We start from the raw sequence: 22910 nt of genomic DNA on the forward strand, positions 1-22910 counted from the left end.
ATGGCCGGCATGTTCTCGACCAAGGGAATGTACGCGCTGCGCGCGATGGCGGACCTCGCCGCGCACGACGGGTGGGTCTCGCTCGGCGACGTGGCGCGCCGCCAGCACATCTCGCGCAAGTACCTCGAGCAGGTCATCTCCCTCATGCACAAGGCCGGCTACGTGGAGAGCCAGCGCGGCAAGGGCGGCGGCTACAAGCTCACGCGACCGGCGGACCAGTACACCCTCGGCGAGCTCCTGCGCGCCGCGGAGGGATCGCTCGCGCCCGTGAGCTGCCTCGACTGCAGGAGCGACGAGCTCTGCCCGCAGGTGGGAACCTGCCCCACCGTAAGCGTCTGGCGCGACCTCGGCCGCGTGACGGCCGGCTACCTGGACTCCAAGACCCTCGCCGACCTCGTGCGCGCCCCGGACGACGGCGAGGACGCGCCCTGCACCGCACGCCCGATGTAGCGCAGGACGAGAAGGACCTGCGGCCGCACGTTCTTCCCGCCCATTGCCGAGCGCTCTCGCATATGTCGGAGTTCCAACGGTGTTTTCCCAGTTAGGGCCCTCCGAACTTTGACATATGCGAGAGCGCTCGCGGCAGCAATGCCGCCCGCGGACAGAAAGACGCCCGGCCCCGCACGCTGCGGGACCGGGCGTCGGCGTTGCCTATGCGGCGCGCGCGATCTTCTCGCTACGCCCAGCCCTTGCCCGTGGAGCCGAACTCCTCGATGAGCTCCTTGGTGCGGGCGGTGATGGCCTCGCGGCCGCCCTTGAGGAGCTTGCGCGGGTCGTAGCCCTTGCCGTCCAGGTCCTTGCCGGCCTCGATGTACTTGCGGATGGCCTCGGCGAAGACGAGCTGGAGGTCGGTGTTGACGTTGATCTTGCAGATGCCGAGGGAGATGGCCTTCTGGATCTGGTCAACGGGGATGCCGGTGCCGCCGTGGAGGACGAGCGGCAGGTCGCCCACGGCCTCCTTGATGGCCTTGAGCTGGTCGAAGGACAGGCCCTCCCAGTTCTCGGGGTAGATGCCGTGGATGTTGCCGATGCCGCAGGCGAGGAAGTCGACGCCCAGGTCGGCGATGGCCTTGCACTGCGCGGGGTCGGCGAGCTCGCCCTTGGCGGTGATGCCGTCCTCGGTGCCGCCGATGCCGCCGACCTCGGCCTCGATGGAGATGCCCTTGCTGTGGGCGAGCTTCACGAGCTCGGCCGTGTGCTCGAGGTTGATGTCAAAGCTGGCCTCGTGCGAGCCGTCGTACATGACGGAGGTGAAGCCGGCCTCGATGCACTTGAAGACGTCCTCGTAGGTGCCGTGGTCGAGGTGCAGGGCGACGGGGACGGTGATGCCCTTGTCCTCGACGAGGCCCTTCACCAGGTCGGCGACGACCTTGTAGCTGGTCTGCCACTTGGCGGCGCCGGCGGAGCACTGGATGATGACCGGGGACTGGAGCTCCTCGGCGGCGTCGAGGATCGCGGACGCCCACTCGAGGTTGTTGGTGTTGAAGGCGCCCACGGCGTAGTGGCCCTTCTCGGCGGCCTTGAGCATGGCAGTAGCGTTGACGAGCATGTTGACCTCCATACGTTGCGTAAAACACGGAAGGACAGAACCATAGACCATTTTACCCCCACGGCAGCCGGGGCGAGCGCAGCAGGTGCGGCTTTTTCGATCGGCTTGTAAGGTCTTCGTGTCCTTTTGGGCCAAGCGGCACGTCAGGGGCGTCGGCGGGTACGGTTGAGTCGTGGAATCGTTCACGGAAGGAGCCTCATGGCCGAGAAGAACCAGCGCGCCGACGGCGTTCTCGGGGACTTCTCCCTCTCCCAGCTGCTCGCGACGGCGCTCGCCGCCGCGACCTCCTTTGCCCTCTCGACGCAGATCGGCGTCGCCGGGTCGATCATCGGCGCCGTCGTCGGCGCCGTCGCCTCCGCGGTGGCCACGCAGGTCTACCGCAACATACTCCGCTCCTCCGCCGAGAAGATCCGCGCGCTCGGGTCCGACGCCGCGGACGAGACCCGCGTCGCAGGCTCCGTGTCCGGCCGGGCCCAGGTCGAGGAGGTCGCGCCGTCCGGCACCCCGATCGCCCCGGCCGAGGTGCGCGACGCCGCCCGGGAGCGGCGGCAGGCCCTCGTGCGAAGGCGCGTGGCGCTCGCGGCCACCGCGGCGGGCGTCGTCGCCGTGCTGGCCTACGCGCTCGTGGTGAGCCTGGCGACGCAGGGCGGCGGCATCGGCACCAAGCCGCAGCTCGCGGAGCCGGTCGTCGAGGAGCAGACGCCCGAGGCGCCCGCTGGGCCGGCGTCGGAGGAGTCCGACACGAAGCCCGAGGAGGGCGACGCGGCGCAGGACGACCCCGCAGACGACGCCGCGACGACGCCCGCCCCGTCCGAACCCGGCGGGGACGAGTCCGCGCCCTCCCCGGACGGCGATACCACGGGCTCGCAGGACGGCACCGGAGCGGACGCCGACGCCGGCGATGAGGGCTCGGGCGAGACCGGCCAGCTCCCCGACGAGGGCGCCTCCCCGTCGAATCCGGGGTCGATCGAAGGCGGCGCCGAGACGCCCGAGCGATAGCCGCGACGCCCTTCTCGCCCGCCGCGCAAGTGGGTAGAATCGTCTGCGGCACACCATCGAGAAGGGAGTCACATGGAACGTCCCAACGCCTGGAAGGGCTACACCCCCGAGCAGCTCGACGAGCTGCACTACCTCTGCGAGGGCTACAAGGCCTTCATCTCCGACAACAAGACCGAGCGCGAGTGCTGCGCCGCCTCCGTGGCCATGGCCGAGGAGGCCGGCTACGTGAGCCTGCAGAGCCGCGTCGAGGCCGGCGAGCCCCTCAAGCCCGGCGACAAGGTCTACGCCGTCAACCGCGGCAAGAGCCTCATGCTGCTGCACCTGGGCACCGAGCCGCTCGAGCGCGGCGTCAACATCCTCGGCGCGCACATCGACTCACCGCGCCTGGACGTCAAGCAGGACCCCGTGGAGGAGAAGAACGAGATCGTCACGCTGGACACGCACTACTACGGCGGCGTCAAGAAGTACCAGTGGGTCACGATCCCGCTGGCCATCCACGGCGTCGTGGCCAAGAAGGACGGCAGCGTCGTGAACGTGGTGATCGGCGAGGACGAGGACGACCCCGTCTTCTGCATCTCCGACCTGCTCATCCACCTCTCCGGCCAGCAGATGGGCAAGAAGGCCTCCGAGGTCATCGAGGGCGAGATGCTGGACGTGCTGGTGGGCAACCGCCCCGTCGTGATCGAGGAGGGCGCCGAGAAGGACGAGGACGCGGAGAAGTCCCCAGTCAAGGCCGGCGTGCTCGCCATCCTGCGCGAGCAGCTCGGCATCGAGGAGGAGGACCTGCTCTCCGCCGAGCTCGAGGTCGTGCCCGCTGGCGCGGCCCGCGACCTGGGCCTGGACCGCTCGATGATCCTGGGCTACGGCCAGGACGACCGTTCCTGCGCCTACACGAGCCTCGTGGCGCAGCTCGACGCCGAGGCGCCCGCGCGCACGGCCGTGTGCCTGCTCGTGGACAAGGAGGAGATCGGCTCGGTGGGTGCCACCGGCATGACGAGCCACTTCTTCGAGGACACGATGGCCGAGGTGCTGGAGCTTTCCGGCCAGAGCGGCCCGCTCGCGCTGCGCCGCTGCCTCGCGGCCTCCAACATGCTCTCGAGCGACGTCTCGGCCGGCTTCGACCCCACGTTCGCGAGCGTCTTCGAGCCGAAGAACTCCGCGTACCTGGGCCACGGCCTCACGTTCAACAAGTACACGGGCAGCCGCGGAAAGTCCGGCTCCAACGACGCCGACGCCGAGTACGTGGCCACCATCCGCCGCGTGATGGACGAGGGCGGCGTGCACTTCCAGACCGCCGAGCTCGGCAAGGTCGACGCGGGCGGCGGCGGCACGATCGCCTACATCCTCGCCACCTACGGCATGAACGTGATCGACTGCGGCGTGCCCGTGCTCTCCATGCACGCGCCGTGGGAGGCCACGAGCAAGGCCGACGTCTACGAGGCCTATCGCGGCTACCGCGAGTTCCTCAAGCTCGCGTAGGCGACAATCTCACCTGCGAGGGAGCCGCCCCTCCGACCTGCACGCAGAACTGCGCTTCGCGGAAGATTCTGCTTAGCAGGTCGGAGGGGCGGCCTCTTGCTGCTCGTAGGCCAGACTGTTAGCCGCGGATGCGCAAAACCGTCGTTCGTGCAACATGACGGGCCCTCGAGACATCAAAACGTGCGCTCGTGTAGCGTAGTTTCTCGCAAAAAACGCTCTCCCGACTGTCGGGTATCGAGAAACCGCAGGAAAGAATATATCTCTTTTAACCGAATACGCTCTTTCGGCAAAATGTACGCTACACGAGAGCGACTTTTGGTTTTCGAATCGCCGGCTTGTAGCACGAGCGGCACTTCTGCCCAGGAGGCGGTCCTAGCCGAGAAGGGCCATGACCTCTCGCTTGGCGGCGAGGTACTGGTCGGTGAGCTCGAAGTTCTCGGACGCTACCCGCTCCACGGTCACGATGCCCGCCACGTGGCTGGGCTCGCCGGCCGCCGGCGCGCCCGCGAGCACGTAGATCCGGCTCGCCATGGAGACGGCCTCGTCCACGTCATGCGTGATCACGAGCGCGGAGAGCCCGAGCTCGGCCGCCACGTCCACGAACCAGCGGCGCACGTCCGTGCGCGTGAGGGCGTCGAGCGCCGAGAAGGGCTCGTCCAAGAGCGTCACGTCCGCGCCCATGAGGTAGGTGCGCAGGAACGCCGCGCGCTGCCTCATGCCGCCAGAGAGCTCGCTCGGCCACTTCTGCTCGCAGCCCGCGAGACCGAAGCGCTCGAAGAGGGGCGCCGCCTTGGCACGCGCATCGACCTTCCCCATGCCCGCGAGCACGAGCGGCAGGCACACGTTGTCGATGATTCGGCGGCTCGGGAGCAGCAGGTCCTTCTGAAGCATGTAGCTGACGCGCCCCGGCCGGCCGGTCACGTCCTCACCGTGCAGGAGGACGCGGCCGGCCAAGGGGGTCGTCAGGCCGGCGAGGGCGTGCAGGATCGTGGTCTTGCCGCAGCCGGAGCGGCCCACGAGGCAGCAGACCTCACCGGGCGCCACGTCCACGGTGACATCCGCCACGACGATGTGCTCGCCGTCCCAGGAGAGCGTGAGACCGCGCGCCTCGAGCGCGGGAACTCCCGTCCCACCGGGGAGGCGAGAAGATCCGGCGCTCAGACAGTCCTCGCCGCATAAGGGCGATGCGGCTGCGGAACTCGCGGCGGACCTTCTCGCCTCCCCTGCCACGTTCTTCTCGCCAGCCGTCATGCGCTACTCCAGGTAGGAGAGGTCGTAGCCGGCGTTGACGTCGATCTGGTTGGCCAGCAGCTGGTTGTCGTTCAGCCAGCCGTAGAAGGCGGCCCAGCGGTCGGGGTCGATGACGCCCCAGCCCTCGGCATCGGCGACGTACTGGTCGGCGAGGTAGGTCTGGCTCTGGTGGACGAGCGCGGAGTCGAGCTCGGGCACCTGGGCGCAGAGGATGTCCGCGGCGGCGTCAGGGTTCTCGACGGCGTACTCGTAGCCCTTCTTGACCGCGCGCAGGAAGGCCTTCACGACCTCGGGGTTCTCCTTCGCGAAGTCGTCGTTGGCGGCGATGACCGGGGTGTAGTAGTCAAAGACCGGGTCGACCGAGATGAAGCTGAAGTAGTTGACGTCCACGTCCTGGACGATCGCGTTCTGGACGGCCCATGCCTCGTAGACCCACACGGTGTCGTACATGTTGGCACGCAGGCCCGCCACGTCATCGTCGGTCTCGTAGGGGACGAGCTCGACGTTGTCCCAGTTGCCGCCGTCGGCCTCGACGCACTGCTTGACCGTGGCCTGCTCGACGGGCATGTTCCAGGTGGCGTAGGTGTGACCCTCCATGGCGGCCGGGTGCGTGATGCCGTCCTCGGCGCGGCTCATGATGCCGGAGGTGTTGTGCTGGATGACGGCGGCCACCGCGGAGTAGGGCATGGGCTGGTCGGAGGCCAGGTTGTTGGCGATGTAGTCCTGGTAGGAGATGCCGAGGTTGGCCCCGCCGGCGCCGATCAGCGCGTCCGCGCCGTCCTCGGGCGGCTGGACGATCTCCACCTCGAGGCCCTCGTCGGCAAAGTAGCCCTGGTCGAGAGCCACGTAGAGGCCGGTGTGGTTGGTGTTGGGCGTGTAGTCCAGGACGAAGGAGACCTTGGTCTTCTCGCCGCCCTCGGCATCGTCCGCCGCGGGCTGCTCGGCGGTGCCGGTGCCCCCGCACGCGGCGAGCGCGGTCGTGGCGGCGGCGCCGCCGGCGACGGCGAGGAACTGGCGGCGGTTGAGGTTCTTATCGGTCATGGTAGTTCCCTTCTGCCCTCTTCCAGGGCATGCATACGCGCTGGGCGAGCTCCACGAGCTTCATGAGTCCCAGCGACAGGGCCGTGATGACGATGATCGACGCAAAGAGCCGATCGTAGGAGAAGGACTTGCGCACGCGCGTCATGTAGACGCCGAGGCCCACGTTTCCGCCGAGCCACTCGGCGATGACGGCGCCGACGATGGCGTAGGTCGCGGAGATGCGCAGGCCGGAGAAGAACTGGTCGGCTGCGGCAGGCAGCTTTGCGTACCAGAAGATCTGCCAGCGTGACGCGTTCATCGTGCGCATGAGGTCGATGGCGTCAGGGTCCACCGAGCGGAAGCCCGAGACGAGCGAGACCGTGATCGGGAAGAACGTGGAGAGGATGACGAGCACGATCTTGGGCAGGGCCCCGTAGCCGAGCCACAGCACCAGAAGCGGCGCGATGGCGACGGTGGGGATGGTCTGCGAGACGGTCATGAGCGGCTCGAAGGCCAGATAGAACGTCTCGAAGCGGTCCATCAGCACCGCGAAGACGAAGCCGAGCGCCACGCCCAGCGCGAGGCCGGCCGCGGCCTCCCCCAGCGTGACCACGCAGTGCCCGGCGATGAGCGGCGCGTCCTCCACGAGGGCGGCCACCACCTGCACTGGCGTGGGCAAGAGGAAGTTGGGGATCGCGCCCAGGTCCACGAGGAGCTCCCAGACCACGAGCAGCGCGACGAGGGCCGCGAGCGGCACGCCCACGCGACGGGCTTTGCTCGGTGCGGACACGCTATGCCGCCTCGACGCTCTTCTCGGCGAACTCGGGGTCGCCGGGGTGGTACTTGCCGACCTTGCGGTCCGTGGACATGACGTCGCCGTCGGGGCGGTAGTTGATCTTGGCGTAGCACATCATGTGCCTGCACCCCGCCTTGGCGCCCACGAGCTGGCAGTTCTTGAGGATCTCCATGCAGGTCTCGTAGTCGCCCTCGATCGCCGTCTCGAACGGGCCGACGAAGTAGTCGACCCCCGTCGAGTCGATGTAGGCGATGACGGCATCCACCGCGTCGCACGTGGCGTCGTCGGTGGTGGCGTCCATGGGCAGGAACTGAATCGCAACCGAGCAGTTCACGCGCCCTCCCTTCCGGGTGCCCCAAGGCACCCCGTCTCCCGTAGGTGCCTCGTTGCCTTGCGCGCGAAGCTCTTCCCTACGCCGGCATTACCCGGATCAGGTTCCTGGGTCAGGGCCGCGATCCTGGGCCCAATCTCAGCCGGCGTGCGCCAGCCCCCCGTTGTCGTAAGGTAGTGTAGCACGCGCGCGGGCGAGAAGAACGGAGGCTGCGTGACCGGAAGGACGCATCTGGCCGTGGGGGCGGCCACGGCGATGCTGGCGGCGGGCCCCGCCGTGGGCCTCACGGGCCTTGCGGTCGCGGCCGCCGGGGGCGCCGCCGGTGCCGTCCTGCCGGACCTCGACGTGCGCGATACGGCACATCCGTGGCGGGAGCGGCTCACGCGCGCCGGGGCCGCGGCGCTGCTCGTCGGCGCACTGGTCTTCGACGTTGCGAACGGCGCCTCCTTCGCACGGGAGGCGATGGCGCGCGGGGTCGGCATGCTCGCGCTCGGGGCGGTCGGGTTCGTCGCCCTTGCCTGCGCGGCACGGCTCTCAGCGCACCGGTCCTTCTCGCACTCGCTCCTGGCGCTCGTCGGGTTTGCCGCGGCGACCTACCTGGTCTGCCCGCCGCTCGCGCCCTCCGTGGCGCTCGGGTTTGCCACGCACCTCGCCCTCGACGCGCTCACCTACCGGGGTCTGCGCCTGTTCTGGCCGCTCGGGCACAGCTTCAGCGCTCGTCTCTGCAAGACGGGTGGCGTCGCGGACGCGTGCTGCCTCGTCGCGGCGCTTCTGACCTGCGCTCTCGTGGGCTGGCTCGCCCTCTCGTGAGCCCCTCTCGAGGGCAGGCACGCCCTTCTCCCAGGGTATGTACACAGTTGTGAATTTGATATCTGGTCATAGTTTGTATTGCCGCAGGTAGAGGTCCTGGCGAGAAGAACATCTAACTTCAAACTGTGTACACACCCTCAAAAGGCGCCTGACTAACCCTCCGTCGGCACGCCGAGCTCGCGGCAGAGAATCTCCGCGGCGGCGCCGGCCGCGATGGCGCAGTTCTCCTGACAGTGGGCCACGCGCTCGGCGCTCCCCCACTCCATGCTGCGTGTGAGCACGCGGCAGCACGGCGTGCGGTGCCCCGTTCCCTCACAGAAGGCGTCGTGCAGCTCGGCCGCGAGCGGCTTGGTGCGCTCCTTGGTCTGCATCATGAGGCCGAGAAACGCCACGCCGCCGGCGAGCGCGCCGCAGATGCAGCCCGACCCGCCGACGCCCGCGCCCATGCCGGCACCCGCGGCGACCACCGCGCGCGGGAAGTCGGGCTCGAAGGCGTCCCAGAGCGCCGCGATCACGGACTCGCCGCAGTTCATGTGGTCCGGGCCGGGCCGATTGTTGGCCCGTGCCGCCGCGCGCACGGACTCGATGCTCACCTTGTCTCGCATGGGTCTCCCGTCAGCCGAGGGGCGGCCTACTCCTCGTCGTCGTCCTCGGGCTCTTCCTTCTTGGGCTTGCGGGAGCGCTGCTCGACCTCCTCGGCGGTGAGGACGTCCTCGATGCGCAGGTTGACGCCCGCGACCTCCAGGCCCGTCATACCCGTGACCTGCTTGACCACGGCGCGCTTGACGTCCTCGAAGACCTGCGGCGCGTACGCGCCGTACTCGATGAGCACGGAGATGTTCACGCGCACGGCGCTCTCGGGGGTCACCTCGACAGAGACGCCCTTGGTGGAGTCGCTCGCGCCGAAGGCGTCCTGGACGCGGTTGAACCAGCTCCCCTTCATGCCCACGACGCCCGGCACATCGCGCATCGCGATGGCGACGATCTTCTCGATGACGCCGTTGGAGAAGGTCAGGGAGTCCTCGGAGTCCACGTCCTCGTCGTCGGGCAGGGCCTCGATGTCGGTGGGCTCGTCTCCCGTGGCGACGATCGTGGTCGGCTCGTCGGAGACGGCCACGACGGCCTCGGTCTTCTCGACGTCCTCGGAGAGGGTCTTCTCGTCGTCGGTCTTGCTCATGTCCACTCCTTGCTGCCGGGGCGCATGCCCGAGGGCCAAAGTCCGAAGCCGCTAGTTACGTGAAAAGATCCGCCGGAGCAGGTCCACGATCCTGGAGTCTCCGTCGAGCGCCTGGCCGACGGCCACGCCCGCGACCACGAGCACCACGATCACGAGGGCCTTGAACAGGCCGAGCACCAGGAACAGGATCGCCACGACGAACCCGAGGACGCCGCCCCAGAAGGCGTGCTCGTGACCCGGGAAGGTGCGGCGCACCCAGGCGAGGAACCGGGCGGAGCCGTCGCGAACGGCCTCGCCGACGGTGTAGGAGCCGTCATCGGCGGGAGCCGGGGCGCCCTCGGGGCGCTCGGACGCGGGACGGGGCCGCTCCTCGGTCTCGATCTTGGCGCGGGGTGTCTTCTCGTCAGCCATCGCCTACGCCTCCTTCTCTGCGTCGCGCGCCGGTCCCATGGAGACCGTGATCTCGCTCGTGGGGTCTGCGGCCTGCTCGGGGGCGGGCTCCGCGGACCTCGGGGCCTCCTCGGCCGCCGTGGTCTCGTCCGGCTCGGAGAGCGTCACGGCCTCGGGCTCCACGAACTCGAGGCTCACGTCCTCGACGGTGTCGCCGCAGACGGCGGCCAGGCCGTCGATAAGCTCGGCATGCAGCTCGGCGCCCTTGAGCACCACGTCGACGGTCCTGCGCGGAAGCACTCGGACGTGCACGCGCACGTGGCCGCGGGGCTTGGCGTCGACGCGCACGCGCGCGGCGGTGCAGGTGCCGTCGGCCTCCACGATGTGGGAGGCCTGCGCGGCGATGGCGTCGCGCGTGACGGAGATGACGCCGCCGTCGACCGTGGCGACCTCGACGGTGCGCACCTTGCGGCCCGCGAAGAGGGCGCGCACGAGCAGCACGAGCAGGCCCAGGGCGCTCACCGCAAGGCAGATCAGGACGGCGAGCGCGTACGGCTCCAGGTAGAGCAGGGCCGACGCGGCCGCGGTCCACGGGCCGTACCACGTGAGGAACAGCGCCGCGAGCACGAAGAGGTCCGCGAGCACGAAGATGACCGTGCAGAGACGCTTGAGTCCGCGCATGTGTGCCTCCAATCAGGCGCCGCTTCGGCGACGCGTCTCGGCGCCCGAAGCCCGGCGCCTCTCCCTAGGATACCCCTTCGCCGCCTGACGCCGCCCACGGCCCAGGAAGAATCGGCCGAAGGCCAGCCCCAGCAGCGCCGAGGCGAGCGACCCCAGGAGGATGGCGCACTTCGCGGCGATGGCGTCGGCGGGGTCGGCGAAGGCCAGGCCCGTGATCAGGATGGACATCGTAAAGCCCACGCCGCCCATGAGGCCCACCGTGACGACCTGGGCGCGGCCCATCCCCCGGGGCAGGCGCGCGAAGCCCATGCGCACGAGGAGCATCGTCACGAGGATGATGCCGACGGGCTTGCCCACCACGGCGCCGAGGAACACGCCGTGCGCGACCGGGCTCGCCAGGACGGAGCCGATGTTGGCGCCCACGAGGTGCAGCTCGGCGTTGACGAAGGCGAACAGCGGGAGCACGCAGAAGTTCACCACGACCGAGACGTAGCGCTCCATGCGCTGGAGCGGCGGCGTCACGTGGTGCATGACGCGCTCGACGCGCGCCGCCGACTCGGTGAAGTCGTGCTGGCCGAGGACGTGGTGCTCGTCGTCGTAGGAGTCGTCGAGGTCGTGCGCCCGCCGCGCGAGCCATCCGCCGAGCTCGGAGAGGCGCACGTCAGAGCGGCTCGGCAGCGCGAAGGCGAGGATGACGCCCGCGAGCGTGGCATGGATGCCCGAGTTGAACATGCACGCCCACAGCACCAGGCCCACGGCCACGTACGGCGCGCTCGAGTAGACGCGCGCCCGGTTGAGCGCGACGAGCAGCCCCGTGAACGCGAGCGACGCCGCGCACCAGGGCAGGTTGGGCGTCTGCCCGTAGAACAGAGCGATCACCACGATCGCGAGGATGTCGTCGGCGATGGCGAGCGTCTGGAAGAAGACCTTGGCCTCGGAGGAGACGCGGTCGCCCAGCAGCGACACGACGCCCAGGGCGAAGGCGATGTCGGTGGCGATGGGGACCGCCCATCCGCTCGGCTCCCCGCCCTCGATGAGGTTGACGGCGAGATAGATCAGGGCGGGCACGCAGACGCCGCCCACCGCGGCGAGCATGGGCAGCGCCGCCTGGCGGGGGCGCCTCAGCTGCCCCACCGTCATCTCGTACTTGAGCTCGATACCCACGAGCAGGAAGAACACCGCCATCAGGAAGTCGTTGACGAACTGCTCCACGGTGAGCGACACCGAGAGGCGGCCGACGCCCACCGAGAGCGGAAGGGCGAGCACGTGCTCGACCCCCTCGCAGAGCGGTGAGTTGGCGACGAGCAGGGCGAGAAGGGCCGCGCCCACCATGACCGCGGCGGCGACCGTCCCGTTGCCGGTCACCTCGGCGAGCATGCCGCGCCGCTCGAGGCGCCGCACGACCGCCGGCTCATCGAAGATGCCGCCGGCACGCGTCACGACCGCGCCCCCGCGTCGGCGAGAAGAAGCGTCTGCTCCACGTAGACCCTCGTGGCGAGGGAGGCCACGGCGGCCTCGATCAGATGCTCGAGCTCGGGGTCGAGGCCCTTGTCGGCCGTGTCGAGAAGACCGGGGTCGGACTCACGCAGCACCTCGAGGCGCTCCGCGTTGGCAAAGCAGGCGGCGAGCGAGCGCTCGAGCAGCTCACAGGCGGCGTCGTAGAGCCAGGCGAGGTCGGCGCCCGAGGCGTAGATGCGCTCCATGAGCTGCTTGACCTGCGCGATGGAGAAGACGCGCTTGAACGCGCAGACAAAGAGCAGCGATGCCAGGTGGCGGCGGGTGTAGCGCTTCTTGCGCGGCGCCGGGATGACCCCCTGCTTGACGTAGTTGTTGACCATCGAGCCGGTCACGACGGCGTCGCCGGGGACCTGCATGAACTCGAGCTCCTGCGTCACGAGCGTGAGCACCTGGTCGAGATAGAGCTCGATGCGGGGCATCTCGCCGATGCGGGTGATGTGCAGCGCGCCCATGCGCTCGGCGAGCGCGCGCCGTGCGTCCGCGTCCGCGCGCGGGACCGCGATGATCTTGTCCTTGTCGCCCATGTGCCGCTCCTGTGCAGTTACCGAAAAACGGTCAATCTAGTATTGAATACCACGTTGCGGGGCACTACGCTCCCATCATAGCGAACGTCACGCTCGACACTCCTTGGGGGTCCCATGAACGACCAGCGAATCGCCGTAATCACCGACTCGGGCACGGACACGCCCGCGGACTTCGTCGCGGAGCACGACGTGCGCGTCATCCCGCTGCGCATCAACTACTCCGACGGCTCGAGCTACGAGAACGGCATCGACATCACGACCGAGGACGTGGTGAGGCGCTTTGACGAGGAGATCCCCACCACGTCGCTGCCCTCCCCCATGAAGATCCAGCAGACCTTCGAGCTGGCCAGGCGTGATGGCTACGCGGGCGCCGTCGTGGTGACCATCTCCTCCGGCCTCTCCGCCACCCACGAGACGGTGAGCATGGTCGCGCGCCAGATGGAGGACTTCCCCGTCGTCGTTGTGGACACCAAGAGCATCGGCGTGGCCGCCGGCATGGTCGTCATGGAGGCGGTGCGCCAGGTCGAGGCGGGCATGCCGCTCGAGCGCCTGGGCAGCGTGCTCACGGCGGTGAGCGAGCGCGTGCGCGTGTACTTCTCGGTGCAGAAGCTCGACTTCCTGCGCAAGGGCGGCCGCATCAGCGAGGCCGTCTACCGCGTGGGCTCCGTCCTCAACATCAAGCCCGTGCTCACCTGTGACGAGCGCGAGGGCAAGTACGTGATCGAGAAGAAGCCGCGCGGCTGGCAGAAAGCCCTCAAGACCCAGGTCGAGCTCGTCGCGGCACAGGCGGAGCGCTGGGACAAGGTGCGGCTCGCCGTCTGCACCTACGACCCGAGCCTGCGCGGGGAGCTCGAGGCGCGGCTGCGCGAGCGCGTGACCAATGCCGTCGAACTCATCAGCTGCGGCATCTCCGCCGACCTGCTCGTGCACACGGGACCCACCCTCGTCGGCATGGCGGTCATGGGCATGTAACTCCATCTGTCCGGAGCGCGCGGGACAAACATCCGGCGCTCAGACAGCTTGCCGAGAAGAGCGCTCGGCAAGAACTCGCGGCGGACGTTTGTACCGCGCGCCCCTGCCCTGCCGCTACAGCGAGGCGACCATGTGGGCGACGATCTGGGCGCAGTGGTGGGCGGCGGCCTGCTCGAACTGGGCGTAGGTGATCGTCTGGCCCTCGGCTCCGGGCTTGTCGGAGATGGCGCGCACCACGGCGAAGGGCACGCCGTTCAAGGTTGCCACCTGGGCGATCGCGGCGCCCTCCATCTCGCAGCACGTCGCGCCGAACATGGAGAGGATGCGCGCGCGGTCCTCCTCGGCGGAGATGAACTGGTCGCCTGAGGCCACGCGGCCGGCGACGGCGCGGACCTCGGGCGCCACGGCGGCGGCCGTCGAGAGCGCGACCTCGCGCATGCGGGCGTCGGCGACGAACTCGACGCGCTCGCGGCCGGGGATGAGGCCGGGCGCGTAGCCGAGCGGCGCGAGGGAGAAGTCGTGCTGGACGCAGTCGGTAGCCACGACGAGGTCGCCCACGTCGAGCCCCTCCGGGTCGAGCGAGCCGGCGATGCCGGTGTTGATCAGGTGCGTGACGTGGAAGCGGTCGACGAGCGCCTGGGCGCAGACGCCGGCGTTGACCTTGCCGATGCCGCACTTGACGACCACGACGTCCTTCTCGCCGAGGCGCCCCTCGTAGAAGTCCATGCCCACGGCCGAGGTGACCTCCTGGTCGAAGAGGCGCACGCGCAGGAGCTCGACCTCCACGTCCATGGCCCCGATGATGCCGATCCTCATGCGGTCCCCCTAGCTCTCGGGATAGAAGAGGTGCTCTTCGTCGATGTGCGCGAGCGTCCGCTCCACGTAGCGGCGCGCCCACCACTTGGCCATGGCGAGGTCCGAGTCGTGCCAGTTGCCGCAGTCGCGCGGCTCGGCCCCGGGAATCGGTCCCTCGAAGTCGCGGACGAACTCGAAGGCCGAGCGCACGAGCGGCGCCACCTCGGCGGACGTGAGCTCGCCGAACATGACCAGGTAGAAGCCCGTGCGACAGCCCATCGGCCCGAAGTAGACCACGCGGTCGCGCCAGGCGGGGTCGTTGCGCAGGTACGTTGCCCCCAGGTGCTCGACGGCGTGCATGACGGCCGTGTCCATGACCGGCTCCCGGTTGGGTGCCGTCACGCGCAGGTCGAAGGTCGTCACGACGCAGCCCGTGTCAGGGTCGCGGTCCACGCGGGACACGTAGACGCCCGGCTCCAGGGCCAGGTGGTTGACGGTGAAGCTCGCGATCTTGTCCATGGGGCCTCCCTGAGACACGGTTCTTCTCGCCCCACAGTGTAGCGGGTCTGATCGTCGACAGGACGCTCGGAACATAACGCGCCCCTCTCGCTGAGGGGTGGCGAGAGGGGCGCGCGGGGAGAGCTGCCTGTGGGACTACTCCCCGAGATCACCCCTCATGCGGGCTCCGACGCCCGCGGCGAGAGCGGCGCCGCCGAGCGCGGTTGCGAGGACCGCGGCCGCGGCGTTGGTGGGATCGTCGGTCTTGGGCAGGCTGCCGTTGCCGCCGCTGTCGTCGTTGCCGCTCTGGCCGGCATTGCCGGAGTTGCCGCCCTGGGCCGGCTTGCTCTTCTCGACCGCCTCGATGGCGGAGGCGAGGTCGGCCCGAGCGTCGGCGACCTGGGCCTCGGTCGCGTTGGGGTCGCTCATGAGACGCAGCGCCGCGGCGAGGGCCGCGTAGTATCGGTCGAGCGCCGCCCGCGAGGCGCCGGCGAGCTCGAGGTCCTCCGCCTGGTCGATGACCTCCTGCAGCTCCGACTTGTCCACGACGTCCTCGTCCCCGCCGGGATCGCTGGGCAGGGTCGCCGTCGCGTCGAGCGAGAAGTCGTGGTCCGTCGCGACGCTGTCGTCGTGGGCGAGCGTGCCGAGAGCGTTCTGCGCGAGCGCGGGGACCGGCTGGCCGAAGAGGGAGAGGTCGGCGAGCAGACCCGCGAGCGTGGTGCCAAGGTCGACGCCCAGCGTGCCCGTGAGCATGTCGAGAAGGTCCTGGACGTTCTCCGCCATGCCCGCGACGGCGCTGACCGCAAGCCCGCTCAAGCCGTTGTCGGTCTTGACGAGCAGGGAGGTGAGGTCGAGGGAGAGGCCCGTCGTGAGGTCGGTGAGCGTCGCGTCGGAAAGGCCTGAGTTGACACCGGAGGCGACGATAGTCGAGAGCAGGGCCGGCGTGCCCTCGATGGCGGTCTCCACCCACCCCTCGGTCTTCTCGTCACCCATGAGGTGGGCCTGGTAGCAGAAGTCGACGAGGTCGAGCAGGCTGTGGGGCGCCTCGTCCACCGGGGACTCGATGAGGGTCCTCACCAGCATGTCGACGATGGAGAGGAGCCTCTGCTGCCCGTCCTCGGAGAGCGCGTCGGCATCGACCTCCGCATAGAGCTTCTCGAGGAACGCGGAGAGCGAGTCGGCCGTGATGGCGACGAGCGGCTCCGCGTCCGAGGCCTCGATGGCACGAGAGGAGAACGCCCTGACGATCTCTCGCTCGAGATCGGGATCCAGGGAGAGACTGACCTCCTGCGCGTCGCCCGTGTCCTTGTAGCGCCACGCCTCTATGCGCTGGGACGCGGGATTGTAATAGATGCTCAAGTCAATGGTAATGATGAGGACCTTGACGGAAACCTTGAAGCCGCTGGCGATGTCCTGCGGAAGGATGCCCGTGACGAGACCCCACAGCGCCGCGTTGAGGCTCTCCTCGGTCACGCCGGCAAAGGAGTCGCCGCCGAGCGAGGGCAGCAGGCTCGCGAGGATGCCCTTGATGCCCAAGGGCGCGTACTGCGCGAGCAGCGGCTGCACGAACATCCCGCCGAGCATGGTCTGGACGGAGTCCACGGTGAGCGTGCGCTCCTTGCCGTAGGCGGTGATGCCGGCGGTGGTGGCCAGGCCGCACTCGTCGAGCGTCACGTCGCCCAGGTCGTGCGAGTCAACCGTCAGCGTGCACGCGAGCTTCTCGCCCCTCTGCGCGAACTCGAGGGAGCCCATGCGCATGCGGGACGGGTAGGTCACGAGCGATCCGGTCTCGATGTCGTAGATGGTGTTCTCGCTGTAGGTGGCCGCCGCGATGTCGTTGGCGTGCATGTGACCGGTGAAGACGGCGGAGATGCCGGCCTCAGCGTAGGCCTTGGCCACGGCCTCGTAGTCGTCCACGAGGTACTCGCCAAAGATGACAGGCTCGTAGCCGAAGTGCGGGACGATGCCGTGGTGCTGGAAGGCGACGACCACGTCACCGGCGGCGCGCGCCTCGCGGGCCTGGTCGCAGACCCAGGCGAGAAGGTCGGCGGGGACGTGGCCGCTCGTCTCCTGCGCGAGCGTTCCGTCCTCGGCGGCGACGTTGTACTTGCACGTGTCCACGGCGATCAGCGTGAGGCCGGGACAGGGGTGGGCGACGTAGCTGAGGCTGCCGTCCGCGGTGCCGTCGGCGTCGTAGACGACCGTGTCCGTGTAGCCGCACTCGGCCCAGAGGGACTTGTAGGTCATAGGGTCGGTGCGCTCGGCGTCCACGGAGCTGCCACCGGAGAAGTCCTTGCCATGGTGGTTGTTGAGGTCGTGATTGCCGTTGATCACGTAGAACTGCGTGTCGACGCCGGCATCGGCGAGCTGCTGCCTGGCGGCGGCAAAGCGGTCGCGCACCCACTCGTGACAGACGCGCTCGCCGTCCTTGGTGAGGTCACCGGGAACGAGGACCATGTCCGGCTTGGCGGCCACGACGTCGGCGAGCGCCTTGTCCAGGATGTCCGAGCTCTCGCGGAACATCTTGCGGTCGGAGTTCTCAGCCGTCGTGTAGTCGGGGCAGTCGCTCCAGAGGTCCGGCGAGAAGAGGTGGACGTCGCTCATGACGGCAAACGTGAACTTCTCGGGATAGCTCGTCCCGTCCTCGGCGGCGCGGGCGGTCTCGGGGCCAGATGCCGCGATGGCGGTGGCCCCTCCCATGGCTATGGACAGCTTCAGGAAGCTGCGGCGAGAAACGCCCCCATCCAGACGAGTGGTTCCCCTGGGCATACGGACTCCTCTCTCGACGTCTGCGGACGATCCGGCAGACGGGTTTCACCAGAGAGGGACACTACGCCCCGAACAACAGGGAACGGTAAGGCACCCGCATCGATTTGCGGCGTGCTTTCGTAAGGCGGGGCAAGCGCTCCGTCAAAGGGCAGCTACAGCGCGCTCGCAAGCCAGGGCCTGCCGGAGAGAGCGCGCGCCAGGTGGTCCTGGGCCGTGGAGAAGACCACGTCGGGCTTCACGTGCAGGCGCACCTCCCCCTGCGTGCCGTAGGCGGTAAACGCCGTGAAGATCACGTCCGTCTCGAACGCGGGGTCGAGAAGGCCGGCGAGCTCGCGCGCCGCCAGCTCGCAGCACTCGTCCGCCACGGCGTTCAGGTCGGCACCCGGCACCACGGAGATGGGCACGCCGCAGTAGCCGGCGCTCCAGTCGGTGATGCGCGTGAGGGCGGTCTTGGAGAGCACCGAGTTGGGGATGACCTCCTCCGCGCCGCCCCGCATGCGGACCGTGGTGCTGCGCCACGTGACGTCGGTGACCTCGCCCGTCACGTCGCCGACGGAGATGAGGTCGCCGGGCTGGACCGCCTTGCTCAGCATGAGGCTGATGCCGCCGATGATGTTCGAGATCGTGTCCTGCATGCCCAGCGAGACCGCGATGGACACCACGCCGAGGGCGGCGACGAAGCCCGCGGGGTCCACGCCGAAGACGGGCCGCATGACGCTGAGCAGGGCGAGCGCCCAGATGACGGCTCGCACGATATTGATGAAGAGCGATGCGCTCGGCAGGTTGGAGGCGTCGAGCACCCTGTGCATGAGGCGCACCACCACGCGCTGGATCACGAGCGCTATGGCCACCGCCACGACGAGCGTGACGCCCTTGTCGAGCCAGCCTCCCAGGTCGATGCCGATGAGGTGCTCCATCGTTATTCCTCTCGTTCGCTACCCGGCCGCAGTGCAGTACTCGCTCAGTATTCCCAGACGCGGCGCCATGTCCTCGACGAGGTCCTCGGCAACGTAGGGGGTAGAGGCGAGCACTGTCCCAAACGCTCCCTCGCCCGCGCGGCGAATGCCGTCTGCCAGCCCCTCGACGAGCGGAGTCGCCAGACGGCGGAGCGCTGAATCCCTAACGCCAAGCTCGCGAGCGAGCGCACGGAAGCTGTCGGCATCCACCTCGTCGATCGTCGGCGCTCCACCGATGCGCATGGCGAGCCTTCGCGGATGGTTCGGGAAGTACGTGGTGCTCACGACGTCATACGCCGGAGCAAGGCTAACGTGTGCCCCACCATCACGCGCAGGGCGCTCATGTAGGATCGCGTAATTCTTGAGATGCGCGTCGCAGTTTCCCACCAGAAACGCGAGGCACACCATCTGAGCGAGCGACGCCACGTCGCGAGCGGGACTGACGCTCCGCCTCCGGAGCAGCTCCGCCATGGCACGGACGCTCCCTCCCTCGAGCTCGGCGTACTTGGAGCCACCCGTGATGCCCATCGCCTGCGCCATGTCCTCCTGATGGAGTCTGCCGACCACGAGGCGCTCCCCCGCAGTCGAGACGCGTCTGTCGAACCTCTCGATGGCGAGCACGGGGTTGCCGACGTCGAGCAGGGCGGTCTGGGCGACCGCCATCCCGCAGAACGCGGCGGCGGACATGCAGAGGTACTCGACCTCGGGCAGGTCGCGCAGATGGCTCGTCTTGAGGATGTGCGTGCTCGCCGAGAGGCCCATGGGACGAAGCCAGCCCTCGTCGATGGGCATCCCGCGCATATGTGCCAGGGCGGTCTTGGACTGGGTCCCGGCGAGCGAGAGGCGTGTCGTAACGTTCTCCCGCGCGGTCTGCGAATCGCCCAGAAACATCCCTCTCAACTCGTCATCGCCAAGGGACGCATACCCCTCGTCGGCCCTTGCGGCCAGACAGGGGTCATCGCAGACGAGCACGTCTCCGACGCACTCCCTCCCACAGATGACGAGCAGGCTCAGCCAGTCCTCCTCGGAGAGCGCGAGCTCCGAGGCGAGGGTGGCTCGCGCCTGCCCCTCGGCGAGGAGACCCTCGAAATAGGGACGTGCCTCGACGACGTCGAACGCCCCCTCCCCCAGGGGGAGCGAGAGCGACAGCGGCGCGGCGTCGGCACGGGCAAGATAGCCAGGGTCATATGAGAAGGAGCCTGACTCCTCGAGGACACCGACAAGAACCGGGGACAGCCGGGCGAGCCTGTAGACGTAATGGCCCGGCATTTCAGCTCCTCGGCTCCGCAACGAGGTCGATTCCGAGCATGGTCAGGACATTCAGCGCCTTCCCCAGCTCGGCACTCTCCTTGCCGTTCTCAAGCTGGGAGAGGAACGTGACGCCCACGCCTGAAAGACCCGCGAGATCAGCCTGGGTGATTCCCTGCCTCCTCCGCTCGGATCGAATCAGGGCCGCCAGATCGCCGACGCTTCCCACCTGGATCATGTTCACCTCAGCTTACGCGTTCGCAACGATTATCCATTTTGAGAGCGTATTATATGCGTTCGCATAAATCAATCGTCTCATGAACACTACTTATGCGAACGCGAAAGTCAAAACGCTCCTATCCCTCGATCTTCACCAGCGGAGCGAAGCCCTTGAGCAGCTTCTTCGTCTTGCCGGTGCGCGTGAACTTGACCTCGATCGTGTCGCCGGAGGCGGCGATGACCACGCCCGGCCCGAAGGTCTTGTGCGAGACGTGGTCGCCGGCGGCAAAGCTCGCCGCGGCGCGCGCCGGGTCGGGTCGCGGCCCGGTCGGGACCGGGCGGGACGCCCCACCGCCCGTGGAGCGCGTGCGCGAGCCGAAGACGTGCCCGCCGTAGACGTCCGAGCCGCGGCCGCTGCCGAACGTGCCGTGGCGGTCGCCGCGCTTCTCCCAGCCCACGCCGGCAAAGCCCGAGGAGCCCACGCCGGTGCGCTCGACGTCCGCCTCGGGGATCTCGCGCAGGAAGCGGCTCGGCGGGTTGGCGGCAACGGAGCCGAAGGTGCGCCGCGTGGCGGCATGGGTGAGGTAGAGCCGCCTGCGGGCGCGCGTGATGGCCACGTACGCCAGGCGCCGCTCCTCCTCCACGCTCGCCTCGTCGCTCTCGTAGGAGGCGTGCGGGAAGATGCCCTCCTCCATGCCAGCGACGAAGACCACCGGGAACTCGAGGCCCTTGGCCGAGTGGATCGTCATCATCGTGACGGCGTGCGTCTGGCCGGCGAGCGAGTCGAGGTCGGAGCGCAGGGCGAGCCACTCGATGAGCGCCGGCAGCTTCTCGGACGCCACGGGAGGTCTAGGCGGAGCAGGCTCCGGGGCGACGTCCCCAGAGGGCGACTCGCCTTGGCGAGCGAGCGAAGCGAGCGCGGAGCCCGTCGGGGACGTCGCCACGGAGCCGGACGACTCGAGGGCCCCCGCCGCACGGAGCTGCGCGAGGCTCTCGAGCGTCTCCACCGCGTCGTGGGTCTCGTCGAACTCGGCGGCGACGCCGAGGAACTCCTTGATGTTCTCGATGCGGCCGTCCGCCTCCACGCTGTGCTCGGCCTCGAGGGCGCGGACGAGGCCGGAGCGGTCCACGATCGCGTCCACGACGTCGACGAGCTCGCCGGTGAAGTGGCGCGCGGCCTCGATCGTGCCGGTGAACTCCGCGAGCGCCGAGCGCACCTTGGCGCCAAGCAGGCTCTCCTCGGCGATCGCCATCTGGCACGCCGAGAAGAACGAGATGCCCTCCCCCGCCGCCAGCTCGCGAATCTTGGCGATGGACGTGGTGCCGATGCCGCGGCGCGGGGTGTTGACCACGCGCAGCGCCGAGACGTCGTCGTCGGGGTTCACCACGAGCTTGAGGTAGGCCATGACGTCGCGAACCTCGGCGCGGTCGAAGAAGCGCGTGCCGCCCACGATCTTGTACGGGACGCCCGCACGCAGGAACATGTCCTCGAGCACGCGCGACTGCGCGTTGGTGCGGTAGAAGACGGCCATGTCGTCGTAGCTCGTGCCGCCGTCATGGAGCTTCTCGATCTCCGAGCCGATCCAGCGGCCCTCGTCCCGCTCGTCAGCCGCCTGGAACACCTTGATCTTCTCGCCGTCCCCGGCGTCGGTGAACAGGCGCTTGGGCTTGCGGCGTGAGTTGTTGGCCACCACGGCATTGGCGGCGGCCAGGATGTGGCCTGTGGAGCGGTAGTTCTGCTCGAGGCGCACCACGCGGGCGTCCGGATAGTCCTTCTCGAAGTCCAGGATGTTCTGGATGTCCGCGCCGCGCCAGCTGTAGATCGACTGGTCGTCGTCGCCCACGACCATGAGGTTGCGATAGCGCGCGGCCAGCAGGTTGGTGATCGCGTACTGGACGTGGTTGGTGTCCTGGTACTCGTCCACGCTGATCTGACGGAAGCGGTCCTGGTAGCGCTCCAGGACCTCAGGGCGCCTGGAGAGCAGCTCGAAGGTCTTGACCAGCAGGTCGTCGAAGTCCATCGCGTTGGCGCGGGCAAGGCGGCGGTCCAGCTCGCGGTAGACGCGCGCGGCGGCGCGGTCCGCGGGGCTGGCGGAGCTCGCCATCTCGTCGGGGCCCACCAGGGCGTTCTTGGCCGCGGAGATCTTGGCGCGGACGGAGTTGAGCGGGTAGGACTTCTGGTCGATGTCCAGGTCGGCCATGATCGCCTTCACCAGGCGGCGCGAGTCGTCGTCATCGTAGATCGTGAAGTTGGGCCGATAGCCCACGAGCTCGCCGTCCTCGCGCAGGATGCGCACGCACATGGCGTGGAAGGTGCAGACCCACATGCCGCGCGTGCCGTACGGGAGCAGGGCACCCAGGCGCTCGCGCATCTCGGCGGCGGCCTTGTTGGTGAACGTGATGGCCAGGACCTGCCAGGGCCTCACGCCCTCGTCGGCGATCATGTGCGCGATGCGGTACGTGAGCACCCGCGTCTTGCCCGAGCCCGCACCCGCGAGCACGAGCAGCGGGCCGCGCGTGCACTCCACGGCCTCGCGCTGGGCCGGGTTGAGGCCCTCCAGATCCACGGTGGGCGTCTGGCTGAACAGGGACTGCTGGTCGATCGTCATGCCTCGGGGTTCCTCTCGTCGTCGTCTGCCCTACGAGTGTAGCGGCAAGCCTGGACGCAAAACAGGCGCGGGCGAGAAGAACATCGGGGCACGACGTCCGGGCGGCGCGGCCTTCGCACGCGTCCCGGAATCGGCGGGGTTCCCCGGTCGGAGCGATGGCGCGTCCCAGAAATTAGGAGGTTCCCCGGCCGCGCCTCGCCCGGGCGCGCGAACACCGGCGATTCCCGGACACAATAGCCTCGCAAGCGGAGAAGGTCGCCGATTCCGGGACACGTCACCCGCCCGACTGCGGAACGTCGCCGATTCCGGGACGCACTTC

General features: G+C 68.8%; 23 protein-coding genes. 5 read left to right on the top strand and 18 right to left on the bottom strand.

Annotated elements, in window-relative coordinates:
* On the top strand, positions 1-450 hold the full coding sequence (locus tag INF26_RS05380; protein ID WP_193529704.1) for an RrF2 family transcriptional regulator: 450 nt from the start codon (positions 1-3) through the stop codon (positions 448-450).
* Between the two features lie 226 nt (positions 451-676).
* Here INF26_RS05380 and fba read toward each other — a convergent pair whose 3' ends face one another.
* The gene (gene fba / locus INF26_RS05385) at positions 677-1549 is read right to left on the bottom strand and encodes a class II fructose-1,6-bisphosphate aldolase (RefSeq protein WP_193529705.1); all 873 of its coding nucleotides are present in this window, start codon (positions 1547-1549) and stop codon (positions 677-679) included.
* A gap of 198 nt (positions 1550-1747) precedes the next feature.
* Here fba and INF26_RS05390 point away from each other — a divergent pair, with 198 nt between their 5' ends.
* Both INF26_RS05390 and INF26_RS05395 read left to right on the top strand, forming a co-directional pair.
* Positions 1748-2548, top strand: a complete 801-nt coding sequence (locus INF26_RS05390) for a hypothetical protein (RefSeq protein ID WP_193529706.1) — start codon at positions 1748-1750, stop codon at positions 2546-2548.
* A 72-nt stretch (positions 2549-2620) separates the two neighbouring features.
* Complete coding sequence (locus INF26_RS05395; protein WP_193529707.1) at positions 2621-4027, top strand: aminopeptidase; 1407 nt, start codon at positions 2621-2623, stop codon at positions 4025-4027.
* Positions 4028-4399: 372 nt separating this feature from the next.
* Here INF26_RS05395 and INF26_RS05400 read toward each other — a convergent pair whose 3' ends face one another.
* The 4 genes from INF26_RS05400 to INF26_RS05415 are packed head-to-tail and all read right to left on the bottom strand — an operon-like array spanning position 4400 to position 7428.
* Positions 4400-5278 carry an ABC transporter ATP-binding protein gene (locus INF26_RS05400; RefSeq protein ID WP_193529708.1) on the bottom strand — a complete coding sequence of 293 codons (879 nt, stop codon included), beginning with the start codon at positions 5276-5278 and terminating at the stop codon, positions 4400-4402.
* A 3-nt stretch (positions 5279-5281) separates the two neighbouring features.
* Entirely contained in the window at positions 5282-6319 is a 1038-nt protein-coding gene (locus INF26_RS05405; RefSeq protein WP_193529709.1) for an ABC transporter substrate-binding protein, read from the bottom strand.
* Entirely contained in the window at positions 6309-7088 is a 780-nt protein-coding gene (locus tag INF26_RS05410) for an ABC transporter permease (RefSeq protein WP_193529710.1), read from the bottom strand. Before INF26_RS05410 ends, INF26_RS05405 begins: the two co-directional genes overlap by 11 nt.
* A 1-nt stretch (position 7089) precedes the next feature.
* Entirely contained in the window at positions 7090-7428 is a 339-nt protein-coding gene (locus INF26_RS05415) for a thiamine-binding protein (protein WP_193529711.1), read from the bottom strand.
* Between the two features lie 210 nt (positions 7429-7638).
* On the opposite strand from INF26_RS05415, the gene INF26_RS05420 reads away from it, so the two are divergent.
* Positions 7639-8235: a metal-dependent hydrolase gene (locus tag INF26_RS05420; protein WP_193529712.1), complete on the top strand. Its 597-nt coding sequence runs from the start codon at positions 7639-7641 to the stop codon at positions 8233-8235.
* A 152-nt stretch (positions 8236-8387) separates the two neighbouring features.
* On the opposite strand, the gene INF26_RS05425 is transcribed toward INF26_RS05420, so the two are convergent.
* The 6 genes from INF26_RS05425 to INF26_RS05450 are packed head-to-tail and all read right to left on the bottom strand — an operon-like array spanning position 8388 to position 12525.
* Positions 8388-8840, bottom strand: a complete 453-nt coding sequence (locus INF26_RS05425; RefSeq protein ID WP_193529713.1) for a C-GCAxxG-C-C family protein — start codon at positions 8838-8840, stop codon at positions 8388-8390.
* 26 nt (positions 8841-8866) lie between these two features.
* Positions 8867-9412 (bottom strand): Asp23/Gls24 family envelope stress response protein, encoded by a 546-nt coding sequence (locus tag INF26_RS05430; RefSeq protein WP_193529714.1) that lies wholly within the window; start codon positions 9410-9412, stop codon positions 8867-8869.
* A 51-nt stretch (positions 9413-9463) separates the two neighbouring features.
* On the bottom strand, positions 9464-9823 hold the full coding sequence (locus INF26_RS05435) for a DUF2273 domain-containing protein (RefSeq protein ID WP_193529716.1): 360 nt from the start codon (positions 9821-9823) through the stop codon (positions 9464-9466).
* Positions 9824-9826: 3 nt separating this feature from the next.
* A complete protein-coding gene (amaP, locus tag INF26_RS05440) occupies positions 9827-10483 on the bottom strand; it encodes an alkaline shock response membrane anchor protein AmaP (protein ID WP_193529718.1) in 657 nt (218 codons plus the stop codon).
* Between the two features lie 12 nt (positions 10484-10495).
* Complete coding sequence (nhaA, locus tag INF26_RS05445) at positions 10496-11860, bottom strand: Na+/H+ antiporter NhaA (protein WP_193530119.1); 1365 nt, start codon at positions 11858-11860, stop codon at positions 10496-10498.
* A gap of 59 nt (positions 11861-11919) precedes the next feature.
* Complete coding sequence (locus INF26_RS05450; protein ID WP_193529720.1) at positions 11920-12525, bottom strand: DUF1836 domain-containing protein; 606 nt, start codon at positions 12523-12525, stop codon at positions 11920-11922.
* Between the two features lie 114 nt (positions 12526-12639).
* On the opposite strand from INF26_RS05450, the gene INF26_RS05455 reads away from it, so the two are divergent.
* Positions 12640-13497, top strand: coding sequence for a DegV family protein (locus INF26_RS05455; RefSeq protein ID WP_193529722.1), 858 nt, complete (start codon positions 12640-12642; stop codon positions 13495-13497).
* Positions 13498-13611: 114 nt separating this feature from the next.
* Here the strand turns inward: INF26_RS05455 and INF26_RS05460 are convergent, their stop codons facing one another.
* The 7 genes from INF26_RS05460 to INF26_RS05490 form a co-directional block, all read right to left on the bottom strand.
* The gene (locus tag INF26_RS05460) at positions 13612-14313 is read right to left on the bottom strand and encodes a 5'-methylthioadenosine/adenosylhomocysteine nucleosidase (RefSeq protein WP_193529724.1); all 702 of its coding nucleotides are present in this window, start codon (positions 14311-14313) and stop codon (positions 13612-13614) included.
* 9 nt (positions 14314-14322) lie between these two features.
* Entirely contained in the window at positions 14323-14811 is a 489-nt protein-coding gene (locus INF26_RS05465) for an S-ribosylhomocysteine lyase (RefSeq protein ID WP_193529726.1), read from the bottom strand.
* 135 nt (positions 14812-14946) lie between these two features.
* On the bottom strand, positions 14947-17559 hold the full coding sequence (locus tag INF26_RS05470) for a metallophosphoesterase family protein (RefSeq protein WP_193529727.1): 2613 nt from the start codon (positions 17557-17559) through the stop codon (positions 14947-14949).
* A gap of 152 nt (positions 17560-17711) precedes the next feature.
* Positions 17712-18476 (bottom strand): mechanosensitive ion channel family protein, encoded by a 765-nt coding sequence (locus INF26_RS05475; protein ID WP_193529729.1) that lies wholly within the window; start codon positions 18474-18476, stop codon positions 17712-17714.
* An 18-nt stretch (positions 18477-18494) separates the two neighbouring features.
* Positions 18495-19784, bottom strand: coding sequence for a HipA domain-containing protein (locus tag INF26_RS05480; RefSeq protein ID WP_193529731.1), 1290 nt, complete (start codon positions 19782-19784; stop codon positions 18495-18497).
* Between the two features lies 1 nt (position 19785).
* Positions 19786-20001 (bottom strand): type II toxin-antitoxin system Y4mF family antitoxin, encoded by a 216-nt coding sequence (locus INF26_RS05485; protein WP_193529733.1) that lies wholly within the window; start codon positions 19999-20001, stop codon positions 19786-19788.
* Positions 20002-20119: 118 nt separating this feature from the next.
* Positions 20120-22591 carry an ATP-dependent helicase gene (locus INF26_RS05490; protein ID WP_193529735.1) on the bottom strand — a complete coding sequence of 824 codons (2472 nt, stop codon included), beginning with the start codon at positions 22589-22591 and terminating at the stop codon, positions 20120-20122.
* Between the last annotated feature and the right edge of the window lie 319 nt (positions 22592-22910).

Source organism: Thermophilibacter gallinarum, from assembly GCF_014982725.1.
Classification (GTDB): Bacteria; Actinomycetota; Coriobacteriia; order Coriobacteriales; family Atopobiaceae; genus Thermophilibacter; species Thermophilibacter gallinarum.

Excerpts from the sequence above, each read along its gene's own strand:
- INF26_RS05395 (WP_193529707.1), top strand. The coding sequence starts at position 2,621 with ATGGAACGTCCCAACGCCTGGAAGGGCTACACCCCCGAGCAGCTCGAC.
- INF26_RS05450 (WP_193529720.1), bottom strand. The coding sequence starts at position 12,525 with ATGGGCGACAAGGACAAGATCATCGCGGTCCCGCGCGCGGACGCGGAC.
- INF26_RS05400 (WP_193529708.1), bottom strand. The coding sequence starts at position 5,278 with ATGACGGCTGGCGAGAAGAACGTGGCAGGGGAGGCGAGAAGGTCCGCC.
- INF26_RS05430 (WP_193529714.1), bottom strand. The coding sequence starts at position 9,412 with ATGAGCAAGACCGACGACGAGAAGACCCTCTCCGAGGACGTCGAGAAG.
- INF26_RS05380 (WP_193529704.1), top strand. The coding sequence starts at position 1 with ATGGCCGGCATGTTCTCGACCAAGGGAATGTACGCGCTGCGCGCGATG.
- INF26_RS05425 (WP_193529713.1), bottom strand. The coding sequence starts at position 8,840 with ATGCGAGACAAGGTGAGCATCGAGTCCGTGCGCGCGGCGGCACGGGCC.
- amaP (WP_193529718.1), bottom strand. The coding sequence starts at position 10,483 with ATGCGCGGACTCAAGCGTCTCTGCACGGTCATCTTCGTGCTCGCGGAC.
- INF26_RS05490 (WP_193529735.1), bottom strand. The coding sequence starts at position 22,591 with ATGACGATCGACCAGCAGTCCCTGTTCAGCCAGACGCCCACCGTGGAT.
- INF26_RS05465 (WP_193529726.1), bottom strand. The coding sequence starts at position 14,811 with ATGGACAAGATCGCGAGCTTCACCGTCAACCACCTGGCCCTGGAGCCG.
- INF26_RS05390 (WP_193529706.1), top strand. The coding sequence starts at position 1,748 with ATGGCCGAGAAGAACCAGCGCGCCGACGGCGTTCTCGGGGACTTCTCC.
- fba (WP_193529705.1), bottom strand. The coding sequence starts at position 1,549 with ATGCTCGTCAACGCTACTGCCATGCTCAAGGCCGCCGAGAAGGGCCAC.
- INF26_RS05435 (WP_193529716.1), bottom strand. The coding sequence starts at position 9,823 with ATGGCTGACGAGAAGACACCCCGCGCCAAGATCGAGACCGAGGAGCGG.
- INF26_RS05460 (WP_193529724.1), bottom strand. The coding sequence starts at position 14,313 with ATGAGGATCGGCATCATCGGGGCCATGGACGTGGAGGTCGAGCTCCTG.
- INF26_RS05455 (WP_193529722.1), top strand. The coding sequence starts at position 12,640 with ATGAACGACCAGCGAATCGCCGTAATCACCGACTCGGGCACGGACACG.
- INF26_RS05405 (WP_193529709.1), bottom strand. The coding sequence starts at position 6,319 with ATGACCGATAAGAACCTCAACCGCCGCCAGTTCCTCGCCGTCGCCGGC.
- INF26_RS05470 (WP_193529727.1), bottom strand. The coding sequence starts at position 17,559 with ATGCCCAGGGGAACCACTCGTCTGGATGGGGGCGTTTCTCGCCGCAGC.
- INF26_RS05480 (WP_193529731.1), bottom strand. The coding sequence starts at position 19,784 with ATGCCGGGCCATTACGTCTACAGGCTCGCCCGGCTGTCCCCGGTTCTT.
- INF26_RS05475 (WP_193529729.1), bottom strand. The coding sequence starts at position 18,476 with ATGGAGCACCTCATCGGCATCGACCTGGGAGGCTGGCTCGACAAGGGC.
- nhaA (WP_193530119.1), bottom strand. The coding sequence starts at position 11,860 with ATGCTCGCCGAGGTGACCGGCAACGGGACGGTCGCCGCCGCGGTCATG.
- INF26_RS05485 (WP_193529733.1), bottom strand. The coding sequence starts at position 20,001 with ATGATCCAGGTGGGAAGCGTCGGCGATCTGGCGGCCCTGATTCGATCC.